Origin of the sequence: Vibrio sp. SCSIO 43135, from assembly GCF_023716665.1 — a bacterium.
Classification (GTDB): domain Bacteria; phylum Pseudomonadota; class Gammaproteobacteria; order Enterobacterales; family Vibrionaceae; genus Vibrio; species Vibrio paucivorans.
In genome coordinates this window covers 1,017,855-1,038,248 of the sequence record NZ_CP071859.1, presented here as the reverse complement: position 1 = coordinate 1,038,248, position 20,394 = coordinate 1,017,855, and the positions used below count along the sequence as shown (strand labels likewise).

General features: G+C 45.2%; 17 protein-coding genes and 1 pseudogene. 5 read left to right on the top strand and 13 right to left on the bottom strand.

Annotated features, from left to right (window positions below; all coding sequences use genetic code 11):
• Positions 1-60: 60 nt before the first annotated feature.
• Positions 61-687 carry an ATP-dependent Clp endopeptidase proteolytic subunit ClpP gene (gene clpP / locus J4N42_RS04885; RefSeq protein WP_252030179.1) on the bottom strand — a complete coding sequence of 209 codons (627 nt, stop codon included), beginning with the start codon at positions 685-687 and terminating at the stop codon, positions 61-63.
• Between the two features lie 102 nt (positions 688-789).
• Positions 790-2,098, bottom strand: a pseudogene (tig, locus tag J4N42_RS04880) (trigger factor).
• Between the two features lie 494 nt (positions 2,099-2,592).
• On the opposite strand from tig, the gene J4N42_RS04875 reads away from it, so the two are divergent.
• Positions 2,593-4,374, top strand: a complete 1,782-nt coding sequence (locus J4N42_RS04875) for a sensor histidine kinase (protein ID WP_252030177.1) — start codon at positions 2,593-2,595, stop codon at positions 4,372-4,374.
• Between the two features lie 3 nt (positions 4,375-4,377).
• Entirely contained in the window at positions 4,378-5,721 is a 1,344-nt protein-coding gene (locus tag J4N42_RS04870) for a sigma-54-dependent transcriptional regulator (protein WP_252030175.1), read from the top strand.
• Here the strand turns inward: J4N42_RS04870 and J4N42_RS04865 are convergent.
• Positions 5,718-5,951, bottom strand: coding sequence for a DUF2789 domain-containing protein (locus J4N42_RS04865; RefSeq protein ID WP_252030785.1), 234 nt, complete (start codon positions 5,949-5,951; stop codon positions 5,718-5,720). The genes J4N42_RS04870 and J4N42_RS04865 overlap by 4 nt on opposite strands.
• Before the next feature lie 191 nt (positions 5,952-6,142).
• Here J4N42_RS04865 and J4N42_RS04860 point away from each other — a divergent pair, with 191 nt between their 5' ends.
• Entirely contained in the window at positions 6,143-6,586 is a 444-nt protein-coding gene (locus J4N42_RS04860; protein ID WP_252030173.1) for a hypothetical protein, read from the top strand.
• A 76-nt stretch (positions 6,587-6,662) separates the two neighbouring features.
• Here the strand turns inward: J4N42_RS04860 and J4N42_RS04855 are convergent, their stop codons facing one another.
• From J4N42_RS04855 to J4N42_RS04845, 3 genes are all read right to left on the bottom strand, one after another.
• Complete coding sequence (locus J4N42_RS04855; protein WP_252030171.1) at positions 6,663-8,024, bottom strand: TRAP transporter large permease; 1,362 nt, start codon at positions 8,022-8,024, stop codon at positions 6,663-6,665.
• Between the two features lie 3 nt (positions 8,025-8,027).
• Positions 8,028-8,714, bottom strand: a complete 687-nt coding sequence (locus tag J4N42_RS04850; protein WP_252030170.1) for a TRAP transporter small permease — start codon at positions 8,712-8,714, stop codon at positions 8,028-8,030.
• Positions 8,715-8,786: 72 nt separating this feature from the next.
• Positions 8,787-9,782 carry a TRAP transporter substrate-binding protein gene (locus tag J4N42_RS04845; protein ID WP_252030168.1) on the bottom strand — a complete coding sequence of 332 codons (996 nt, stop codon included), beginning with the start codon at positions 9,780-9,782 and terminating at the stop codon, positions 8,787-8,789.
• Positions 9,783-10,304: 522 nt separating this feature from the next.
• Between J4N42_RS04845 and J4N42_RS04840 the strand changes: the two genes are divergently transcribed.
• Positions 10,305-10,751 (top strand): hypothetical protein, encoded by a 447-nt coding sequence (locus tag J4N42_RS04840; protein ID WP_252030166.1) that lies wholly within the window; start codon positions 10,305-10,307, stop codon positions 10,749-10,751.
• Positions 10,752-10,956: 205 nt separating this feature from the next.
• Here J4N42_RS04840 and J4N42_RS04835 read toward each other — a convergent pair whose 3' ends face one another.
• The 7 genes from J4N42_RS04835 to J4N42_RS04805 all read right to left on the bottom strand — a co-directional run bounded on the left by J4N42_RS04835 (position 10,957) and on the right by J4N42_RS04805 (position 19,159).
• On the bottom strand, positions 10,957-12,069 hold the full coding sequence (locus J4N42_RS04835) for an ABC transporter ATP-binding protein (protein WP_252030164.1): 1,113 nt from the start codon (positions 12,067-12,069) through the stop codon (positions 10,957-10,959).
• 5 nt (positions 12,070-12,074) lie between these two features.
• Complete coding sequence (locus J4N42_RS04830) at positions 12,075-12,932, bottom strand: carbohydrate ABC transporter permease (RefSeq protein WP_252030162.1); 858 nt, start codon at positions 12,930-12,932, stop codon at positions 12,075-12,077.
• On the bottom strand, positions 12,929-13,852 hold the full coding sequence (locus J4N42_RS04825; protein WP_252030160.1) for a carbohydrate ABC transporter permease: 924 nt from the start codon (positions 13,850-13,852) through the stop codon (positions 12,929-12,931). The genes J4N42_RS04830 and J4N42_RS04825 overlap by 4 nt, the downstream gene beginning before the upstream one ends.
• A gap of 137 nt (positions 13,853-13,989) precedes the next feature.
• Positions 13,990-15,237 carry an ABC transporter substrate-binding protein gene (locus J4N42_RS04820; RefSeq protein WP_252030158.1) on the bottom strand — a complete coding sequence of 416 codons (1,248 nt, stop codon included), beginning with the start codon at positions 15,235-15,237 and terminating at the stop codon, positions 13,990-13,992.
• A 141-nt stretch (positions 15,238-15,378) separates the two neighbouring features.
• On the bottom strand, positions 15,379-16,824 hold the full coding sequence (locus J4N42_RS04815) for an ATP-binding protein (protein WP_252030156.1): 1,446 nt from the start codon (positions 16,822-16,824) through the stop codon (positions 15,379-15,381).
• 2 nt (positions 16,825-16,826) lie between these two features.
• Positions 16,827-17,555, bottom strand: a complete 729-nt coding sequence (locus tag J4N42_RS04810; protein WP_252030154.1) for a response regulator — start codon at positions 17,553-17,555, stop codon at positions 16,827-16,829.
• A 134-nt stretch (positions 17,556-17,689) separates the two neighbouring features.
• Entirely contained in the window at positions 17,690-19,159 is a 1,470-nt protein-coding gene (locus J4N42_RS04805; protein WP_252030152.1) for a protein adenylyltransferase SelO, read from the bottom strand.
• Positions 19,160-19,377: 218 nt separating this feature from the next.
• Between J4N42_RS04805 and J4N42_RS04800 the strand changes: the two genes are divergently transcribed.
• A complete protein-coding gene (locus J4N42_RS04800) occupies positions 19,378-20,391 on the top strand; it encodes an ABC transporter substrate-binding protein (protein WP_252030150.1) in 1,014 nt (337 codons plus the stop codon).
• Positions 20,392-20,394 lie beyond the last annotated feature (3 nt).

Below are 20,394 nucleotides of genomic sequence, written 5' to 3'. Positions count from 1 at the left end.
CTCTTTATGTTTGAGTGTATATCAATTTAAACCAAATTGCGTTAGACAATCCGTATGGATTTACTCACCACGGTGGTTCAAAACTGCATCCACTAAACCGTATTCTACAGCTTGATCTGATGACATGAAGTTATCACGATCAGTATCACGCTCGATAATCTCTAATGGCTGACCCGTGTGTTCAGCAAGTAGCGAGTTAAGCTTTTGCTTAATCGATAAAATTTCTTGTGCGTGAATTTGGATATCAGACGCTTGGCCTTGGAATCCACCTAGCGGTTGGTGAATCATTACGCGCGAATTTGGTAGCGCGTAACGCTTACCTGGTGCGCCACCAGCTAGTAGGAATGCGCCCATTGAGCACGCCTGCCCCATACATACTGTGCTCACGTTTGGCTTGATGAACTGCATTGTGTCATAGATAGACATACCCGCTGTTACGCTACCGCCAGGTGAGTTGATGTAAAGGAAGATATCTTTGTCTGGGTTTTCAGACTCTAAGAAAAGAAGTTGAGCCACGACGAGATTCGCCATGTGGTCTTCCACTTGACCGGTAAGGAAAATAACGCGTTCTTTGAGTAGACGAGAATAAATATCGTAAGAACGTTCACCACGGGAAGTTTGCTCAACCACCATAGGTACTAACGCGTCTAAAATCGGCGACATTGCATTTTTTTCTTGATAGCTCATATTCTTATGCCCCTAAAATAAATGGTCCGGATGATTAGCATCATACGGACCATTGTTAGCAGAATAGTTAACGCTAAGTCAACTACCTACGCAATATATTGCTTATTGAGCTGGCTGCTGTTGGTTCATTAGCTCGTTGAAGCTAACTTCTTTTTTCAGAAACCTGAGCTTTAGCAATGATCGCATCGATAGCTTGCTCTTCTAGAGCAACGTTGCGCATGTTGTTCATCATTTGCTCGTTTTGCTCGTAGTAAGCAATCACTTCTGATGGATCTTCGTATGCTGTAGCCATTTCTTCGATAAGCGCTTTAACTTTCTCATCGTCAGCTTTTAGCTCTTCAGACTTGATTACTTCACCAAGAAGAAGACCAACGACTACGCGACGCTTAGCTTGCTCTTCAAATAGCTCACGAGGAAGCTGTTCTGCAGCTTCAGGGTTACCACCGAAACGCTGTGCAGCTTGCTGACGTAGCGTACCGATTTCTTGATCGATTAGTGCAGCTGGTACGTCGATGTCGTTTTCTTTAACTAGGCCGTCGATCGCTTGCTCTTTGATGCGGTTCTTAACAGCTTGCTTAAGCTCACGCTCCATGTTCTTGCGTACTTCAGCTTTAAGTGCGTCAACACCGCCTTCAGCAACACCAAACTTAGCAACGAACTCGTCGTTGATTTCTGGAAGTTCACGAGCTTCTACTTTGTTCACTTTGATTGCGAACTTAGCTGCTTTACCTTTAAGGTTTTCTGCGTGGTAATCTTCTGGGAAAGTCACGTCGATTTCGAATTCCATACCCGCTGTTTTACCAGTGATACCGTCTTCAAAACCAGGAATCATACGACCAGCACCCATTTCTAGTGGGAAGTTCTCAGCTTTACCACCTTCGAACTCTTCACCGTCGATAGAACCAACGAAGTCGATAGTTGCACGAGTGCCTTCTTCAGCTGCAGTGTCAACTTCAGCCCAAGTTGCTTGTTGCTTACGTAGAGTTTCGATCATCTCTTCAACGTCAGCGTCGTTTACTTCAACTGCTGGCTTCTCAACAGAGATGCTGTCTAGGCCTTTTAGTTCTACTTCTGGGTAAACTTCAAAAGTAGCGTTGAAAACTAGGTCTGCACCTTCGTTACTTTCAACTGGAGCGAAAGTTGGAGCGCCTGCTGGGTTGATCTTTTCTTTTACGATTGCTTCGATGAAGTGACGTTGCATTACTTCGCCCATCACGTCTTGACGTACTGCTTTGCCGTACATCTTAGCAACCATTTTTAGAGGCACTTTGCCTTTACGGAAACCATCGAAACGACGGTTTTTTGCGATGTTGCGTAGTTCTGCAGTAACAGCGTCTTCGATGTTAGCAGCAGGAACAGTAATATTAAGACGGCGCTCTAGGCCTTCTAGCGTTTCAACAGTAACTTGCATTATTTTTAAACCTCAAAAATGGCTCAGTAACCTGAGCATGTGAGCCACCACGAATAACAATATTGTGTGGCTGCATCCTTGTTCCGCACCGTGGGCACGTTGTTAAATTGAGCATCGGCCCAGCCAAAACTGGAACCGGACTAATCAGCGATATCTTTGCGATTAAAAGCGAAAGGTATCTCCGATTAGCCTCAGGACAAAATTTTAGACGCAGCATTCTAACGAGCTGAAACAATGCTGTCGACCCGTACACCGTTATCAGGTGCCCAGATTTTCAAAATCTTGTCTAACTGCTACAAAATCCACCATATTAACGATGGTATTCGATGAAATGGGGACAATAACGGCTATTTCAAGGGAGTCGATGCTTTTTTTTGTCTGAATGTATAAAAAGAGATCTCGCTCCTGTTTTACCCCTCATATTTCTTATCTTTTTGCCCAGAAAAGTGTTGAAACATTTACGCTACAAATAGGGACCCAGAGGATATTTGAAGTTGCTAATTCGACGTATTAACCTGCTCTTTTTGTTGTCCTTTACCTTTACCTCGGTAATAGGCGCTCATTTAGTTTGGGACAACCACTACCAGCAAGTGCGAACTGAACACCAAGCTCAGTTAGATAGATTCGCCGATCATATCTCAAGCAAACTTGATAAGTACGCCCATATCCCTAGGCTTCTTTCAAAAGATACCGAACTGATTGACGCCCTTCGCTCTCCAGACAATCCAGCTCAAATAGATATCACTAACCGCTACCTTGAAAAGGTTAACTCCGTGATTCAAGCAGCTGACAGTTACCTCATCGACCGCGAAGGTAACACCATTGCGTCGAGTAACTGGAATATTTCCCGCTCATTTATCGGACGGAACTTTGCTTGGCGTCCATACTTCCAACAAGCCATCGAGGGCAATGAAAGTCAGTATTTTGCCCTAGGGTCGACGTCTGGTCTAAGAGGCTACTATTACTCCTACCCAGTGGAGTACGCGGCCGAAATCATGGGTGTTGTGGTGGTCAAAATGGATTTGTCCGCGATAGAAGAGAACTGGAAAAGCAAACAAAGCTACTTTGTCGCCACCGACCCAAATAATGTCATTTTCATGTCGAGTAAGCCTGAGTGGTTATTTAAGAGCTTGTCGACACTCACTAATGCTCAGCGCAATGAAGTCCTCAATAGTCGCCAGTATCTCGATACTAATATTCGTTCACTCGGTTTGACTGGTGATCTTTCCCAGCCCTATAGCGAACTCCAAAACCCTTTTAAGGGTTGGATTAAAGGTGATTTCTTAGTGTCATCGCGCAAGCTCGACCTACTTCCGCTAGATATCCGAGTATTGTCACCTAAGATAGCGCTGTTTTGGCGTGTATTTGGTTTTGTCGTCATCTTGGGCTTGGTATTCACCATATTTTATCTAGCCTTTTTACTTATGTATCACCGTAGGCAAAAACATCGCCAGCTCGAACGGATACAATCCGAAGCGAAACAAAAATTAGAGTTCTTGGTTATGGAGCGCACCGCTGAATTGCACGCCGAAATTGATGAGCGTAGTCGAACAGAGCAAGTGCTTAGACAAACCCAGGATGAGCTAATTCAGGCGGCTAAATTGGCGGTGCTTGGGCAAATGTCTGCAAGTATCAGCCACGAGCTCAATAATCCACTAGCCGCCATTCGTAGCTTTGCTGATAATGGTCGTCGCTTCTTAAGCCGCGAAAAATATGAAAGGGTCGACGACAACCTAGAACGCATCTCCTCTTTAACGGAGCGAATGGCTAAAATCAGTGAGCAACTTAAATCGTTTGCTCGAAAATCTGACAGCCAAGATACTCAAGTGACTCAAGTCGATTCCATTATCCGCTATTCACACGAGTTAATGGCCGCTCAGTTGAAATCAAATATGGTGACACTTGAAATACAACTGGCGTCTACAAGCCCAGTGGTTGAGATTAACCCAATCCAAATGGAACAAGTTCTGATTAACCTGATCACCAATGCGATTCAGGCTATGGACGGGCAAGACAACAAACGAATAGATCTCACTACTAAAGAGTGTGATGGACAACTGATTATCAGTATTTGCGACAATGGGCCAGGCATTGAGCGCGATAAAATCCCTCACCTATTTGAACCATTTTATACCACTAAGAAAAACGGCCTTGGACTTGGGCTTTCCATCTCGCAACAAATCCTGCTTGCAATGGGAGGCCATATAGAAGTGTCAACAAGCGATCTCGGTGGGGCCTGCTTTTCCATATCGTTACCAATTTATACGCAAGGATGATGTATGTGCGATGTTTTCTTTATCGACGATGAAAGTGATATTCGTATCGCAATTGAGCAAAGCTTCGAATTAGAAGACATTAATGCGCGATTCTTCTCTTCGGCTGAAGATGCCTTACTCGCTATTAAACAGGATGGCCTACCAAAAGTTATAGTGACGGATATTTGCTTGCCGGGTGTATCGGGAGAGAACTTGCTTACTACCGTCATGCACCAGCACGATGATATCCCAATCATTTTGATTACTGGGCACGGTGACATCAGCATGGCGGTCAACGCGATGCACAACGGCGCCTACGATTTTATAGAGAAACCCTTTCCACCCGAAAGGTTAATCGAAACCGTAAATCGCGCCATAGAAAAACAGACATTGGTACTGGAAAACCAGCAACTGAAGAGAAACCTCAAAGCCAGCCAGATTCTAGGCCCACGAATCATTGGAGATACGGCTAGTATCCAACAATTACGTGACACTATCACCCACGTCGCCGATACCGATGCCGATATTCTATTGTTCGGCGAAACAGGAACAGGTAAAGAGTTAGTTGCTCGTTCTCTACATGAACAGAGCCAGCGGCGGGAACATAATTTCGTTGCGATTAACTGCGGTGCTGTTCCGGAAAACTTGATTGAAAGTGAACTGTATGGTCATGAAAAAGGCGCGTTTACCGGCGCCGAAAGTCGCAGAATTGGTAAGCTGGAACATGCCCAAGGCGGAACGCTGTTTCTGGATGAAATAGAGTCAATGCCAATGCAAGCTCAGATTCGATTACTTAGAGTACTTCAAGAGCGTCACTTCGAGCGTGTCGGCTCTAACGAGTTACATGCGCTCGATATCCGAGTTATTGCCGCAACCAAAGTCGACTTAAAACAGGCCGCCCAACAGGGTACCTTCCGCCAAGACCTATATTACCGCCTCAATATTGTCACGCTAGATTTACCACCGCTACGCGAACGAAAAGAAGACATTCCGGCTCTATTCCACCACTTCTTACTTGTGGCAGCCTCTCGGTATGGCAAAGCAGCAACCTCTCTACCAGCTAGCGACCTTGCAACTTTGTTGAGCCATGACTGGCCGGGTAATGTGCGCGAGTTGCGTAACGCTGCAGAGCGCTTTGTATTACTTGGAAAATTGATGCAGCTGAACGACTCTACAAACGCAGCACCCTCTTCAGCAGGCTTGGCCGACCAAGTAGCCGAATTTGAACGAAGTGCTATTGAACAAGCGCTGATAGATTGCGAAGGACGGATCAACGACACAATGTCAGTACTGCAAGTTGCGCGCAAAACCCTTTACGACAAAATGCAGCGCTACGGACTAGACAAAGATAACTACAAAGCAGACTAGCTTCGTAGCATCGTATCAAGTTGATCGACAATCTCAGCCCAGTCGGCATCTTCATCTATGGCCTCTTTGAGAAAAGCGGCCTGTGAAGACGACCAAAATATCGCTTCATGGATAGAGGTTCCCACTACGAGTCCATTGTGCTGATTAATGAAATCTGCAATTTCTTCAGCAGAATGGCCTAAACCAAGCTGTTTAAATAATTCAGGGATTGAGTGTTGATAACGCTCCATAACCAATATCCTGTTTGCCATTACACTCTCTAACTATAGTTCATCCCTACCTTTCCAATTAGAACCTTTATTTGGAATAAGCAATATTCCAAAAATACCATTTAAATCATCAGGTTACTTTTGTTACCGTTTGTTTCTTTATTAACCTTCGTTTGCATATTGCTAACTTAATAATAACTAAGAGAACAACCATGAAAATTGCTCAACTGTCACTCGCAGTGGGAACTGCAATCGCGCTGTCGGCTTGTAGTTCGATGGATCAAAACGTATATCTGACACCAGAAGGAAACGAGGTGGTTTACAGCCAGTTTGCACCAGACGACAAACTCGGTTGTGAAATGGTTCACGAGACCGAATATTATAAGATACCGAAACCAAAAGCGGGCTTATTCGAAGACCAAGCACAGCTTGAATACGACCAATATGTCGTGAATGCAGAGAAGTTTGCCAATACTTCTGCAAAGTATGATGCGAACTATATTGAAGTTACGACTATTGAAAAGTTTTCTCCGTCAATGGAGATTTCTACAGTTGACACTTACGGCCTGATTTCCAAAGGCACCACTACAACTTTCTCGGTAAACTGGAACCCGCAATTTGTGAAAGCGGGCTATTACCAATGTTCTGAGCTGTGATTTTTAGGTAAGTCCATGCATGAAAAAGGAGCAAATGGCGCCATACCATTTGCTCCTTTCATACAAATTGATACCGTTACTTGGTAATGATTTCAGGTCCCATTAAGGTTGTCGGTAACCAAGTTGATACCCATGGTACGTAGGTTACGATAATCAAGAACAGGAACATCACACCTACCCATGGTAGCGCCGCTTTGACCACTTGCATCATCGACATCTTCGCGACCCCGGCCGTCACAAATAAGTTCAAACCCACCGGCGGTGTGATCATGCCTATTTCCATGTTCACCACCATCATGATACCTAAGTGAATTGGGTCGATACCAAGTGCGATTGCTATTGGGAACACCAATGGCGCAACGATGATGAGCAGCCCAGACGGCTCCATAAACTGACCACCAATCAGAAGCAATAAGTTCACCACGATGAGGAAAGTAATCGGGCCTAAACCTGCTGACAGCATCGATTCAGTGATCATTTGCGGAATACGCTCTTCCGTCAGTACATGTTTAAGGATCAATGCATTAGCAATGATAAACAGCAGCATGATGGTAAGCTTTCCTGCTTCATATAGGGTGTGCTTGGTGTCTTTGTGAACAAAAGTCTCGAACGCTTTTACCAACATAGGTTTGGTGTTTTGCTTGTCGGCAAACGGCCCCATGTCTTTGTAGATGAAGTTCGCTATGAAGAACGAATATACAGCAGCAACCGCGGCAGCTTCCGTCGGAGTAAAAATACCACCGTAGATACCGCCAAGAATGATCACAATGAGCAGTAATCCCCAGCTTGCATCTTTTGCGGCAGCGAATGCCTCACCCCAACCGACAAAAGGCTGCGCTGGAAGCTTTTTCACTCTTGCTGCAATGTAGATAGCAATCATCAACATCACGCCAGCGAGTAATCCTGGAATCACACCGCCAAGAAACATACGCCCTACTGAAACGTCTGTCGCAGCGGCATATACCACCATAACAATGGACGGTGGGATTAAGATCCCTAGCGTACCTGCGTTACAAATCACCCCAGAAGCGAACTCTTTGGAGTAACCGTTTTTGACCATTCCAGCAATAACGATACTACCGATAGCAACAACAGTTGCAGGTGAAGAGCCAGATAACGCAGCAAACATCATACAAGCGACAACCGACGCCATCGCCAAGCCGCCACGAAACCAGCCTACCATCGCAATAGCAAAACGGATAATTCGTTTCGCTACACCGCCCGTCGACATAAAGCTCGACGCGAGTATAAAGAATGGAATAGCCAGTAAAGTGTAGTGGCCAGCAAAAGCATTAAACAAAGTTTGGGCTACCGATGCGAGTGATGCATCAGAGTGCATCATCAAAAATAGAATGCTCGATAAACCGAGTGATACTGCGATTGGCACACCAATAAGCATAAAGCCAATCACCATTAGGAAAAGAAACAGAATATCCATGGATTAGCGCTCCTTGCTGCCATTATCAGATTGAGTGGGTTTTGACACATCCTCGCCAAATGCATCACCAGCGTCCGCCATTTCAGCCTTTAACGCTTCAAGATCTTCTTCCGCTTCGTGACCTGCAATTAAGCGATCAAGTTTGCCCGTCGCAATCTGATAGGTGACCTGCATAAAGCGAAACGTCAACATTGCCATTCCAATAGGTAACGCCATGTAAGGAATAAAGCGGGGTAATTTTTCGTAACGCTCCCCTTCATTGAGCCAATCTGCTAAAAACTGCAACACCTCTGGCATCGGTATATCGTCAGTTTCATACCATGCTCGCTCGGTAACAAATGGGTACCAATAATTCCATGAGCCGACTAATAGAAAGATTGAGAACGCTAAGCAGCATGCCGCTGCAGCGAGTGCATAGATTTTTCTTAACTGTTCTGGAGCCATGTTAATGACAACATCGACACCAATATGAAAGTGCTTTTTCACCCCATAAGATGCGCCGACGAGTACCATCCACGCAAACATAAACACAGTGAGTTCCAATGCCCAAAGAATGTTGTCGTTAAACACGTAACGCGACACGACATTGGCAAATGTAAGTAAGGTCATGCCTCCTAAGAAGAATGCAATCAACGTCTCCTCGATCGCGTCAGTCACTCTCCCGACCTTTGCTAAAATAGACTGTTCCATAAACTACTTCGCTCTAGTTTTTATTATAAAAAAGCGCTCCTCGTCCCGATACGAAGAGCACTTAAAGGGGGATTAGTTGTTTGAAGCCAGAGCTGCTTCAATCAGGTCTGAACCAATGTCTTTCTCAAACTTCTTCCATACTGGTTGCAGAGCTGTGACCCATTGCTGACGCTGTTCTGGAGAAAGAGAACGCACTTGTCCGCCCGCTTCGATGATGTTGTTTTTGTTTGCTAGGTTCACCTTCGAAGACTCCGCATTACGTGTTGCCGTTACTTCTTGGATGATCGTATTCAGCTGCTCACGAGTGTCTTCTGGCAATCCTTTCCAGAAATCGTTCGATGTCACGACTAGGTAATCCAAAATACCGTGGTTGGTTTCCGTCACACCATCTTGTACTTCGAAGAACTTTTTACCGTAGATGTTCGACCAAGTATTTTCTTGGCCATCGATAACTTTGGTCTGAAGGCCGCCATACACTTCTTTGAACGACATCTTCTGTGGGTTAGCGCCTAGCTGTTCAAACTGAGCAACCAATACATCTGATGCTTGTACACGGAACTTAAGTCCTTTCGCATCTTCTGGGCTAAGTAAAGGCTTGTTAGCCGACATCTGCTTCATACCGTTGTGCCAAAAAGCAAGCCCTTGAAGACCACGGCGTTGCATTGCATTTTTCAACTTTTCGCCTGACTCAGAGTTTTGGAAACGGTCTACAGCGTCAACGTCTTCGAAAAGGAAAGGAAGGTCAAAAATGCGGTATTTCTTAGTGAATTTTTCGAATTTGGACAGTGACGGAGCTGCCAGTTGAACATCACCGTTCAATAGCGCTTCCAGTACCTTGTTATCATCGTACAGTGTTGAGTTAGGGAAAACCTGCATACAAGCTTTGCCGTTCATCTCTGTGTTTACACGCTCTTCTAGCAACGAAGCTGCAATCCCTTTCGGGTGCTTATCTGTATTGGTTACGTGGCTGAACTTAATAACGATTTCACCTGGATCACAATTAGCAGCAGCGTTAAAACTTGTGAGTGCCAGAGCGGATACAGACAGTAGGGTAAGAGGTTTAAACATTATAATTCTCCTTAGTATTAGACAGCCCCTTCTATGGGTGCTGGTAATGACTAAAGAGCAATAGGCATACCAATTGACAAAAATAAAATTAAGTCATTTAAAATCAACATCTTGAGCAGAGTGCTTTAATATCTAAGACATCAAACACTTTATACTCTGAAATTAAATGGGTGGGAAATGACACATATAAATTTAAATATGAGTAGAAATCTACTCATAGAAATTTAGAAAGTGATATGTGAGGAGAGGACAGTTTGCGGGAAGGAGTTCGTAGGGTTGTCCTCTCCTCCATAACTACATCACGTACCACCAATGTTCTTATTAACACCAATGAACACGTCATTCGTACGCACGTTTAAGTATAGACGCTAATGATACATTTGTTATTTAGGCTACTGAGATGGGCAGAGTTGAAATAAGTGGTTACATTACATAGAGAAGTTCTGACAAAACTCGTACGCAACATAATTAACAGAACAATATACTCATTAAATTTCAAACCTCTCATTTAGGATAATAACTATGGTAGGACTCGCCATACTGCTGGTACGCGCCGTTGCTCTGTTTGTAGCACTGTCATCCATTTATGCCTTTGTTCCAGCGTTAGCTCTTTCTTCATTTTGGCAACAAGCGAGTAATCTTGTGCTGTTTAGCTTAGTTGGGCACTTGTTTCTACCGGTGTTGCTCTCCAGTATCATTTGGTATTTCAGTAACAGTATTGCAGCCAAGCTTTTTAAGGAGGAAGCAGATGAGGGCACAGCTATGGACATACGCGACGAGCATATTGTCACCGTTGGTTGCTTTCTCATCGGCGTGTACTTACTCATCACCGGGCTGGCGACATTTTTCGGTTTCTGGATCAGCTCTAACATGATTAATTACCCTGCACTGCTAAAGGCGGTTATGGCCTTCGGCTTGCTCATGGGCAGTCGAGGTGTTCGCAAGCTTTATTGCAAAATTAGAAGTTAGCGTTTGAAAAAGTGGTAAAAGGTAGAGCTTCTCACTCTACCTTGACGTAAGCCTACTTTGAAATGAATTTACTTAGTGAGAAAGGAATAAAGCGCACTCCCCCCAAGTAGCAAGCGTTACTTGGATTCTCCCCCGTGATTTTTGCTCGGCACTCATTGGGGAATGAGCCCTCCACAAATAGAGAGTGCGCTTTAAAATTGTATGTCTAAAACTCGATTCGATGCTCAGAGTTCGCATCGAAAAACACCGCTTTAGACAAGTCGAAATGAAGTGGCGCTGTCTGGCCTACCGACACTTCAAACTCTGGCGACAGACGACAGGCGATCTCTTGGTCGTTGACTTTAATCATCGCGATTGTATCTGGGCCAGTTGGCTCTAGCACTTCAAGTTTCATGTCCAACTGAGTAGATGCAGACATATCTTCTCCTGGCTTCTCACTAATGTGCTCAGGGCGCAAACCAATCACGATTTCTTTACCATCTTGCTCGCGCATTGAGGCAGGCAACTTGATGTGGTGTTCTTGCTCATTGGCCCCTTTCACCTTAATCACAGGCTTATCTTCAGCATCAAGATCAACCATAGTTTTGATGAAGTTCATTGAGGGTGAGCCCATAAAGCCAGCCACAAACATGTTGTTTGGCTTGTTGTAGATCTCCTGTGGAGTGCCAAGCTGCTGTAGCTCGCCATCCTTCATTACTGCAATACGGTCGGCCAGCGTCATGGCTTCGATCTGATCATGGGTAACGTAAACAATTGTGGTATTCAGTTTTTGGTGTAAACGTTTGATTTGATGGCGCATCTCGACTCTCAGTTTGGCATCAAGATTCGACAGCGGCTCATCAAACAAATAAAGCTTAGGTCGACGAGCCAATGCACGCCCCATTGCAACACGTTGGCGTTGGCCACCAGATAGTTGCGATGGCTTACGGTCAAGTAAGTGGTCAATTTGCAGCATCTCTGCGACACGGTTGACCTCTGCATCAATTTCGTCGGCAGGCATCTTGCGGATCTTCAATCCAAAAGCGATATTGCCACGCACGGTCATATTTGGGTAAAGCGCATACGACTGGAATACCATCGCAATATCTCGATCTTTCGGCTCTACGCTCGCGACATCGCTACCATCAATCACAATCTCGCCAGAGCTTATGTTTTCTAGCCCTGCGATGGTGTTCATCAGCGTCGATTTACCACAGCCAGATGGGCCTACCAAAATCAGAAACTCACCCGAATCAATGCTGATATCAATCCCCTTAAGGGTTTCTTGCTCCGCTTTCGGGTACGTTTTGCGGATCTGTTTAAGTTCTAGTGTTGCCATTGTAATTATCCTTTTACCGATCCCGCCGTTAGGCCGCGAACAAAGTATTTTCCTGCTAATACATAGACTAATAAGGTTGGCAGCGCGGCGATGATCGCGGCAGCCATGTCTACGTTGTATTCTTTAACACCGGTGCTGGTGTTGACTAAGTTATTGAGTGCGACAGTAATGGGCTGCGTCTCCGAACCCGAATACACAACGCCAAATAAGAAGTCGTTCCATATCGCCGTGAACTGCCATATCACGGTTACCATGATGATTGGAGTCGAAAGTGGCAGTAAGATTTTAAAGAAAATCGTAAAGAACCCTGCTCCATCTAACTTGGCAGCTTTCACCAATTCATCTGGAATACTGATGTAGAAGTTGCGGAAGAATAGCGTTGTAAACGCCATGCCATAGATAACATGCACAATAACTAGACCAGTGGTGGTGTTCGCCAAACCCAACTTTCCAAGTACGGCAGCCATAGGTAGAAGAATGACTTGGAATGGAATGAAGCAACCAAATAGCAACAGGCTGAAGAATAGGTTTGAGCCTCTAAACTGCCACTTGGTCACAACGTAACCATTGAATGCCCCCAGCAGCGTAGAAATTGCGACAGCTGGAATCACCATTTGGAATGAGTTCCAAAAATACCCTTTGACGCCCTCACACTTCACACCAGTACACGCGCTATCCCAGGCCTTATACCAAGCATCAAACACCCACTCCTTTGGCAAACTCATTAAATTACCAGCCTTGATATCAGGCAGGGTTTTGAACGAGGTAATCACCATCACAAACAGTGGCATCAAATACACTAGGCAAAAGAAAACCAGTGTCGAGTAAATAAATAGGCGAGCAAAATTCATGTTACCGGTCATGATTTCTTCTCCCTAAGTTCTGAGTAAAGGTAAGGCACCAAAATCGCTAGAATGCCTGCAAGCATCATCATTGCACTTGCCGCACCAAGACCAATCTGCCCACGAGTAAAGGAATGCGCGTACATAAATAAAGCAGGTAAATCCGACGAGTAGCCCGGACCACCAGCTGTCATTGCCGTCACCAAGTCGAAGCTCTTAATCGCGATATGCGAAGTGATGATCACTGCACTGAAAAACACCGGGCGTAAGCAAGGTAGAATTATCTTCCAGTAGATGGTCGGAAGATTGGCTCCATCAATTTGCGCCGCCTTGATGATAGAAGAATCGATGCCACGCAAGCCGGCCAAAAACATGGCCATTACAAAGCCTGAAGATTGCCATACCGCAGCGATGACCAAGGTATAGACCGACATCTCCGAATTCACTAACCAGTTGAATTCAAAGCCAGTAAAACCCCAGTCGTGCATTAGTTTCTCGATGCCTAAACCTGGGTTAAGAATCCATTTCCAAGCTGTACCTGTCACTATGAACGACAGCGCCATTGGGTAGAGGTAAATAGTGCGAATCGCGCCTTCTTGGCGGATGTTTTGGTCAAGTAACACGGCGAGACCTACACCCAGCACAATGGCGACCAGCATAAATAGCCCGCCAAACAAACCCAAATTAGTAATTGAAGTGATCCAACGATCGTTGTCCATTAACTTTTCGTATTGGGTAAAACCAACAAACTTAAAGCTTGGTAAAAACCGAGAGTTGGTGAAAGAGAGGGCAGCTGTCCAAAAAATATAGCCGTAAATACACACCACAGTGACTAGCATAGTCGGGGCAAGTACTATCTTTGGCAGCCAATTTTGTAGTCTATCGGCAAAGCTCGGCTTAGGCGCAGACTTTTGCGTTGACTGAGTCAAAACATGCTCCATAACGATTCCTTGTTGAGAAAACCACCACTCCAACCAATAAACAAGCGAAGCGGTGGAAAGGAGTAAGCAGGCTCCCCACGAACCTACCTACTCTCTATTAACGTGAATAGGTGACAATCAAATCAATCTACGTTGACTTAGATTGCAGCCTTCACAGCTTTCGCTAGCTTGTTCGCCGCTTCGTTTGGATCGGCTTTAGGATCGTTAAAGAAGTTGGTGACAACATCATAGATCGCGCCTTGCGCATAACTCGTTGTCGACAGGCCGTGCGCCATACTTGGTACTAAGTCACCCGTTTTTGCACTCGCTTTAAACGTTGACATTGAGTCAAGCGCACATTGGTCAAACGCTGACATATCCATGTCTAAACGCACTGGGATAGAACCTTTATTGAGGTTGAACACCTCTTGGAAATCTTTGGTCAGAATGGTACGCGCGAGATCTTGCTGAGCTTTTTGGTTACCGGATTCACTTAGCTCGAAGAACGCGAAACTATCGATGTTAAAGGTAAACTGTCCATTGGTACCTGGTGCAGGTGCACATACATAGTCTTTACCCGGTACTTTTCCAGCGGCTGTGAATTCGCCTTTCGCCCAGTCACCCATGATTTGCATTGCAGCTTCACCATTGATCACCATAGACGTCGCTACGTTCCAGTCGCGGCCTGGAGAGTTAGAATCGATGTAATCACGCATCTTCTTAAACTTGGTGAATACTTCAACCATCTTGTCGCCAGACAACACGCTCATATCAAGTTCTACAAATGCTTTGTTGTAGTCTTCACTGCCTAGAACATCTAGAGCCACCGCTTCGAACACCGTCGCGTCTTGCCATGGTTGACCACCGTGGGCCAGAGGAATGTAACCGGCTGCTTTGATTTTCTCTGCGGCAACAAAGAAATCATCTAATGTTGCAGGAACTTCTACACCAGATTTTTTAAGTACTTCTGGGTTTGCCCACAGCCAGTTAACGCGGTGTACGTTGACTGGAACCGCAACATATTCGTTGTCGAACTTCATTACTTTGGTAACAACAGAAGGCAGGATATCGTCCCACTTTTCCTGTTGCGCCGTTTTATCTAAAGTGGTTAAGAAACCTAATCCACCCCACTCTTGAATATCGTGGCCTTTGATTTGTGCCGCTGAAGGTGGGTTGCCTGATACCGCGCGAGTCTTCAGTACTGTCATCGCACTTTCACCACCACCACCAGCAACTGCAAAGTCTTTCCAGCTATGGCCTTGCTGTTCAAGCATGTCCTTTAATACTGCCGCTGATTTTGCCTCGCCACCAGCAGTCCACCAGTGAAGAACTTCAACTTCACCAGCTTGAGTCATTGAAGCAGCAGATAAGAGAGATAGAGTAAGTAGGGTTTTCGTCATTTTCATTGTTATCTTCCATGTATTGGATTAGACACGTAAGGGCTATCTTGCCCGGTCAACCATTTTTACTAGGTCAATACGGAGTCTATATAACTGAAAAAAATAGATTGAAACAAACCGTAACCACAACGTAACAACATTGTTACATTACACTTCTAAGCTAAGCGGGATAAAGATTCGTGCTACTAAACCACCTTTAGGGTGATTGCGAATAATGAGATCTCCACCATGTCCGTGCAAGATATTGCGGCAAATACCTAAGCCCAAACCATGGCCTGAATCATCAGTAGCTATACGATAATAAGGCTCGAACACGGCCTCTAGCTTGTCTTCAGGAATCCCTTTGCCTTGGTCAGTAATCGTAACGGTGACATATTCTTGATCTTCTTCGAGCATAACTTCAGCTTGATGGCCATATTTCACTGCATTATCAATTAGATTTGTTAGCACACGCTTGATGGCCAGTGGCTTAGCGACAATGGGGTCTAGGATCTGAGGCGTAAACGAAACCTTAGGCTGGTATTGATTGTGTGTTTCGATCACTGACTCAATCATTTCACTGAGATCAACATACGCATTGTTCTCATGCAGGTCAGTATCACGTACACATTGCAGTGCCCCTTTCACCATCATCTCTAGTTCATCGAGATCTTTATTGAACTTATCTCGCTTAACATCACTCTCCAATAGCTCCGCTCTTAAACGCAGCCGAGTGATTGGGGTTTTAAGATCATGAGATATGGCAGAAAAGAGGTGCTCTCTATCCGACACGTAACGGCGAATACGTTGTTGCATTCGGTTAAATGCTCGGGTCGCCGTGACTAATTCTGTTGCCCCTTCCTCGGTGAGGGGTGGCTGATCAATATCCATACTCATCTCATTCGCAGCACGAGCCAAACGGCGCAACGGTTTGACTTGCTTACGGATCAAAAAGTAAGTGAGTACTAACAATATACTGGTGGAAAAGAATAGAAAGATAACCTGTTCACGCCCCAAAATCGTATCGTCCAACGTGACATATGGGGCGGGAAGTAAAGCAGCAATATAAACCCACTCGCTATCACCCAACTCTATCTGTACCACTAGAATAGGAGGGTCGATAGGTTCTAGCGTCAAGGTATGATGCGCCCAAGACTTCGGCAAATCGCTTAAGTAAATGTCGTTTTTGAGTAAGCGAAGGTGCTCAGGTCGGGAAAAATCTACAGAGACCGACTCGACATTATTGAGCTTTTGATGAAGCACTTGTGTAACAGCGTTAACCGACGCCACTTTAAGTTGAGTATCTGGAATCGGTTCGACAATCAACTTCTCTTTATTAAACGAGACGAAAAAGCGCGTACCGCCCATGTTGCGGATCTGGTCGAGCACAATATGCCGATAACGTACGGGTAATGATTGGAAAAAAGTCACCGTCGATGCAAACATAGTCGCCATACTTTCCGACGCCGAGCGAATCCCAGACAGTTCCTTATGTTTCGACTCGGTATACCAGATAGAGGTCGCAATCCCCTGCGCAATCAATACCGCTAACAAAGTCAGCAATAAAGTACGAGCGACCAACGAGTTGGGTTTTAGCCTATGCCACCAGCCCATAATTAATGCTCATAGCTAACTGGCACGGCTAGAATATAACCATTGCCGCGCATGGTTTTGATGTATTGCGGATATTTACCGCTGTCACCTAAGCGGTTACGTAACCGGCTTAACTGAACATCTATACCACGCTCGAATGGCAACGCTTCACGGCCTTTGGTAGCAAAAGAAATTGTGTCTCTGTCCAGCACTTCATTAGGGCGAGAAAGGAACAGCATTAACAAGGAAAAGTCACTTCCGGACAAATCATGCTGCTCTTCATTCTCTAAATGAATAATTCGATGCGCAAGCGTGTCTAATACCCAATCACCAAATGTGATGGTTTTTGGCAATGTATCCGGAGCTTTATCTTCTTGAACTTGCACTCGGCGAAGTAAGGCTTTGATTCGAGCAGAGAGCTGGCGTGGACTAAAAGGCTTGGCAACGTAGTCGTCTGCTCCGATTTCCAAGCCAATGATTTGGTCAGTTTCGTCAGATACCGCAGTTAACATTATGATAGGAACGTTGGAGTGCTTACGAATTTGCTGGCACAAGCTAAAACCGTCATCACCAGGTAGCATGACATCCAACAGAATGAGATCAGGGTAACCCTGTTCATCCAAATGACGATGCAAATGCTCACCATCTTCAACAGTGGAAACACCAAACCCCGACTTACTTAGGTACTCTTCAAGCAATTCGCGAATTTCTAAATCATCATCGACCACTAAGATCTGCGTCTTTGACTGCATTGGTCGTCCCTGTCCATTTACAACTGATTTACATATTGTATAGATCAGGTGAATTTACATTTATTGATATTTCTATAAAGTTTGAGCTCAGTCTTGGTCAGGATCACAATTGTCACGTGCACTCCCACTTTTCACTATGAAGAGCAGCTGATCTCCATCTTTTTGCCCCACTCTGGTGGCAGCTTGGCATAAGCTTCTTTATCCGGCTGATCATCAAATGGGTGCTTTAGTAATTCGGCAAGCTCTCGCACCATACCGTAATCACCTTGCTGGGCTTTTTCTATTGCCTGCTGAGCGAGGTAGTTTCTGAGAATATATTTAGGGTTCACTTTGCGCATTGCGGCGCATCGTTCTAAATCGGACTTAGCCTCGCCACTGTCATTGAACTCTATTTGGCATCGCAATTGATAACGCTCGAGCCAAGCCGACGCCGACTCTCGATCAAGCACCAAATCAACGACAGGCCCACGGCCCAGTTTGTCTAACTCCGAAAGTTGGCGGAAGAAACGGGTGAAGTCCACTCGATTCGCCTTGAGTAAATCGAACATGTCGTTGAACAGTTCGCTATCACCGTCTTGCTTACTCAGTAAGCCCACTTTTTCTCGCATCAGCTGGCTAAAGTAATGACTATATTGAGTCTCAAATTGCCCGAGTGCAGCTTCCAGTAGAGATTTATCAATCAGTGGAGAAAGCGAGTGAGCTAACGCAGACAAGTTCCACAGGGCCACTCTCGGCTGCTGATCATAAGCGTATCGTCCCTGATAATCGGAGTGGTTACAGATATAACCCGGTTCGTAGTCGTCTAGGAAACCAAATGGGCCAAAGTCGAACGTCTGTCCAATAATCGACATATTGTCGGTATTCATCACACCATGCGCAAAGCCATAAGCCTGCCAGTAGGCAATCATTTCCGCAGTTTGATCAACAACACAATTAAAGAATGCGGCATAAGGGTTGGTTTCCGAGACCACATGAGGGAAATGCCACTCAATCACCTTGTCGGCGAGAAGTTTCAATTCCGCCATCTGATTGGTATAGAAGAAGTGCTCAAAGTGGCCAAATCGAATATGGGTTTGAGCCAAGCGCAGCAACATCGCACCGCTTTCGACTTGTTCCCGGTACACGGACGTCTCGCTGTCGACCAAACCCAAAGCACGAGTAGTAGGAATACCTAGCCCTGCCAGTGCTTCGCTACACAAGTACTCGCGAATACTCGAACGCAACACGGCTCTGCCGTCCCCCATGCGAGAATACGGAGTTAAGCCGGCACCTTTGAGGTGAATATCAAACACTTCCCCTTCCTTATTGGTTGCCTCACAGAGCAATAGCCCTCGCCCATCGCCTAAGTCTGGGTTATATGCACCAAACTGGTGGCCTGCGTATTTCATCGCCAGAGGCTGGAAGTTTTCGTTTTCTCCCATCCCAAACCAAGCTGCAATGTTTTCTTCTGTCATTTGACTGGTTGTGGGAAAAGCAAATTGCTCGGCTAGATCGTCATTCCAAACGACCAACTTGAGGTTATCCAGTGGTTGCGGCTCCACGGGTGTATAGAACGCTTGAGGAAGCTCGGCAAAACGATGAGAAAATTGAACTTTAGAAGACATAACCACACACCAAAATTGATTTAGATCAAAATAGCATATTTCGCTGAACTTGTTCTAGCTGGCTTCAGTTTTAGCGAAATATAGATACCTTGTTGAAGTGGCACAAAAAAAGATCCTGTCTACACTCTATTTATCATCTACACATTTATGCATATAAAGCGAGCTTGCGCTGCGATTGGGTAGTACACAATAACAACAATAAAGATTGGGGCTAGGATATGACCTTATTCAAAGGGATAGGTGCGCGCATAAGATTCTTAGTACGTCATTTGATTGGATATACCACAACGCTGATGTCACTGTTGTTGTTTTCGAGCATCACCTTTGCCGCAGAGAAGCCCTATAAGATTGGACTCGCGCTTTGGACTGGCTACCCCGATAACCTGCAAGGGTTCAAAGATGGGCTGGCTGAAAAAGGCATCGACCCAGCAAGTGATGTCGAGTTTGTACAGGGTGCAATTTCTAGCAACAAAGATACTCAGAAGCAATCTGCTGAAAGTATGAAAGCTCAGCGTATCGACTTAGTCTACTCACTCACCACCCCTGGCACTGTAATCGTAAAAGAAACCTTCCCCGAAGATATGCCTATCGTATTTTCGATTGTGACTTATCCAGCGGATTCAGGGTTAATTGAATCGTTTGAGTATTCGGGCAACAACCTTGTGGGCACCAGCAACTATGTACCACTGCAACACTATATTTCATTAATTACAGAACTGGTTCCAAACACCAAGAAAGTGGCCATATTTCATCGCAAAGGTGAACCAAATTCCAAGATCCAAACCACTAATCTAATTCGCTTATTGAAACGGAAGAAGATTGAAGTGTTGGATATTGAAGCCACCAACATCGACGACTTAGTCGCTCAAGCTACCCAACACGCTAACGCGGTCGATCTGTTCATCACCACCACCGACACTCTGTTACAAAATGGCGGCGAAGAAGCTCTTGTTGACGTCTCGCTTGAGTACAAGGTTCCAATCCTGAGCTCCAATAAATCCGGCATTCAAAAAGGCTCTACATTTGGTCCCGTGGCTGATCTATACGAACTAGGCAAACTCTCGGGTTATCGCGCTGCTGATATTCTGCAAAACGGTATCAAACCTAGCCACCTAGAATCCACACTACAGAAACAACCCATATTTATGATCAACAAACAGAGTGCCAGTCTCATCGGTTTGAACGTTGCCGACGACGGTTTGAATAGGTACCAATGGTATTTGAACGAGTAACCG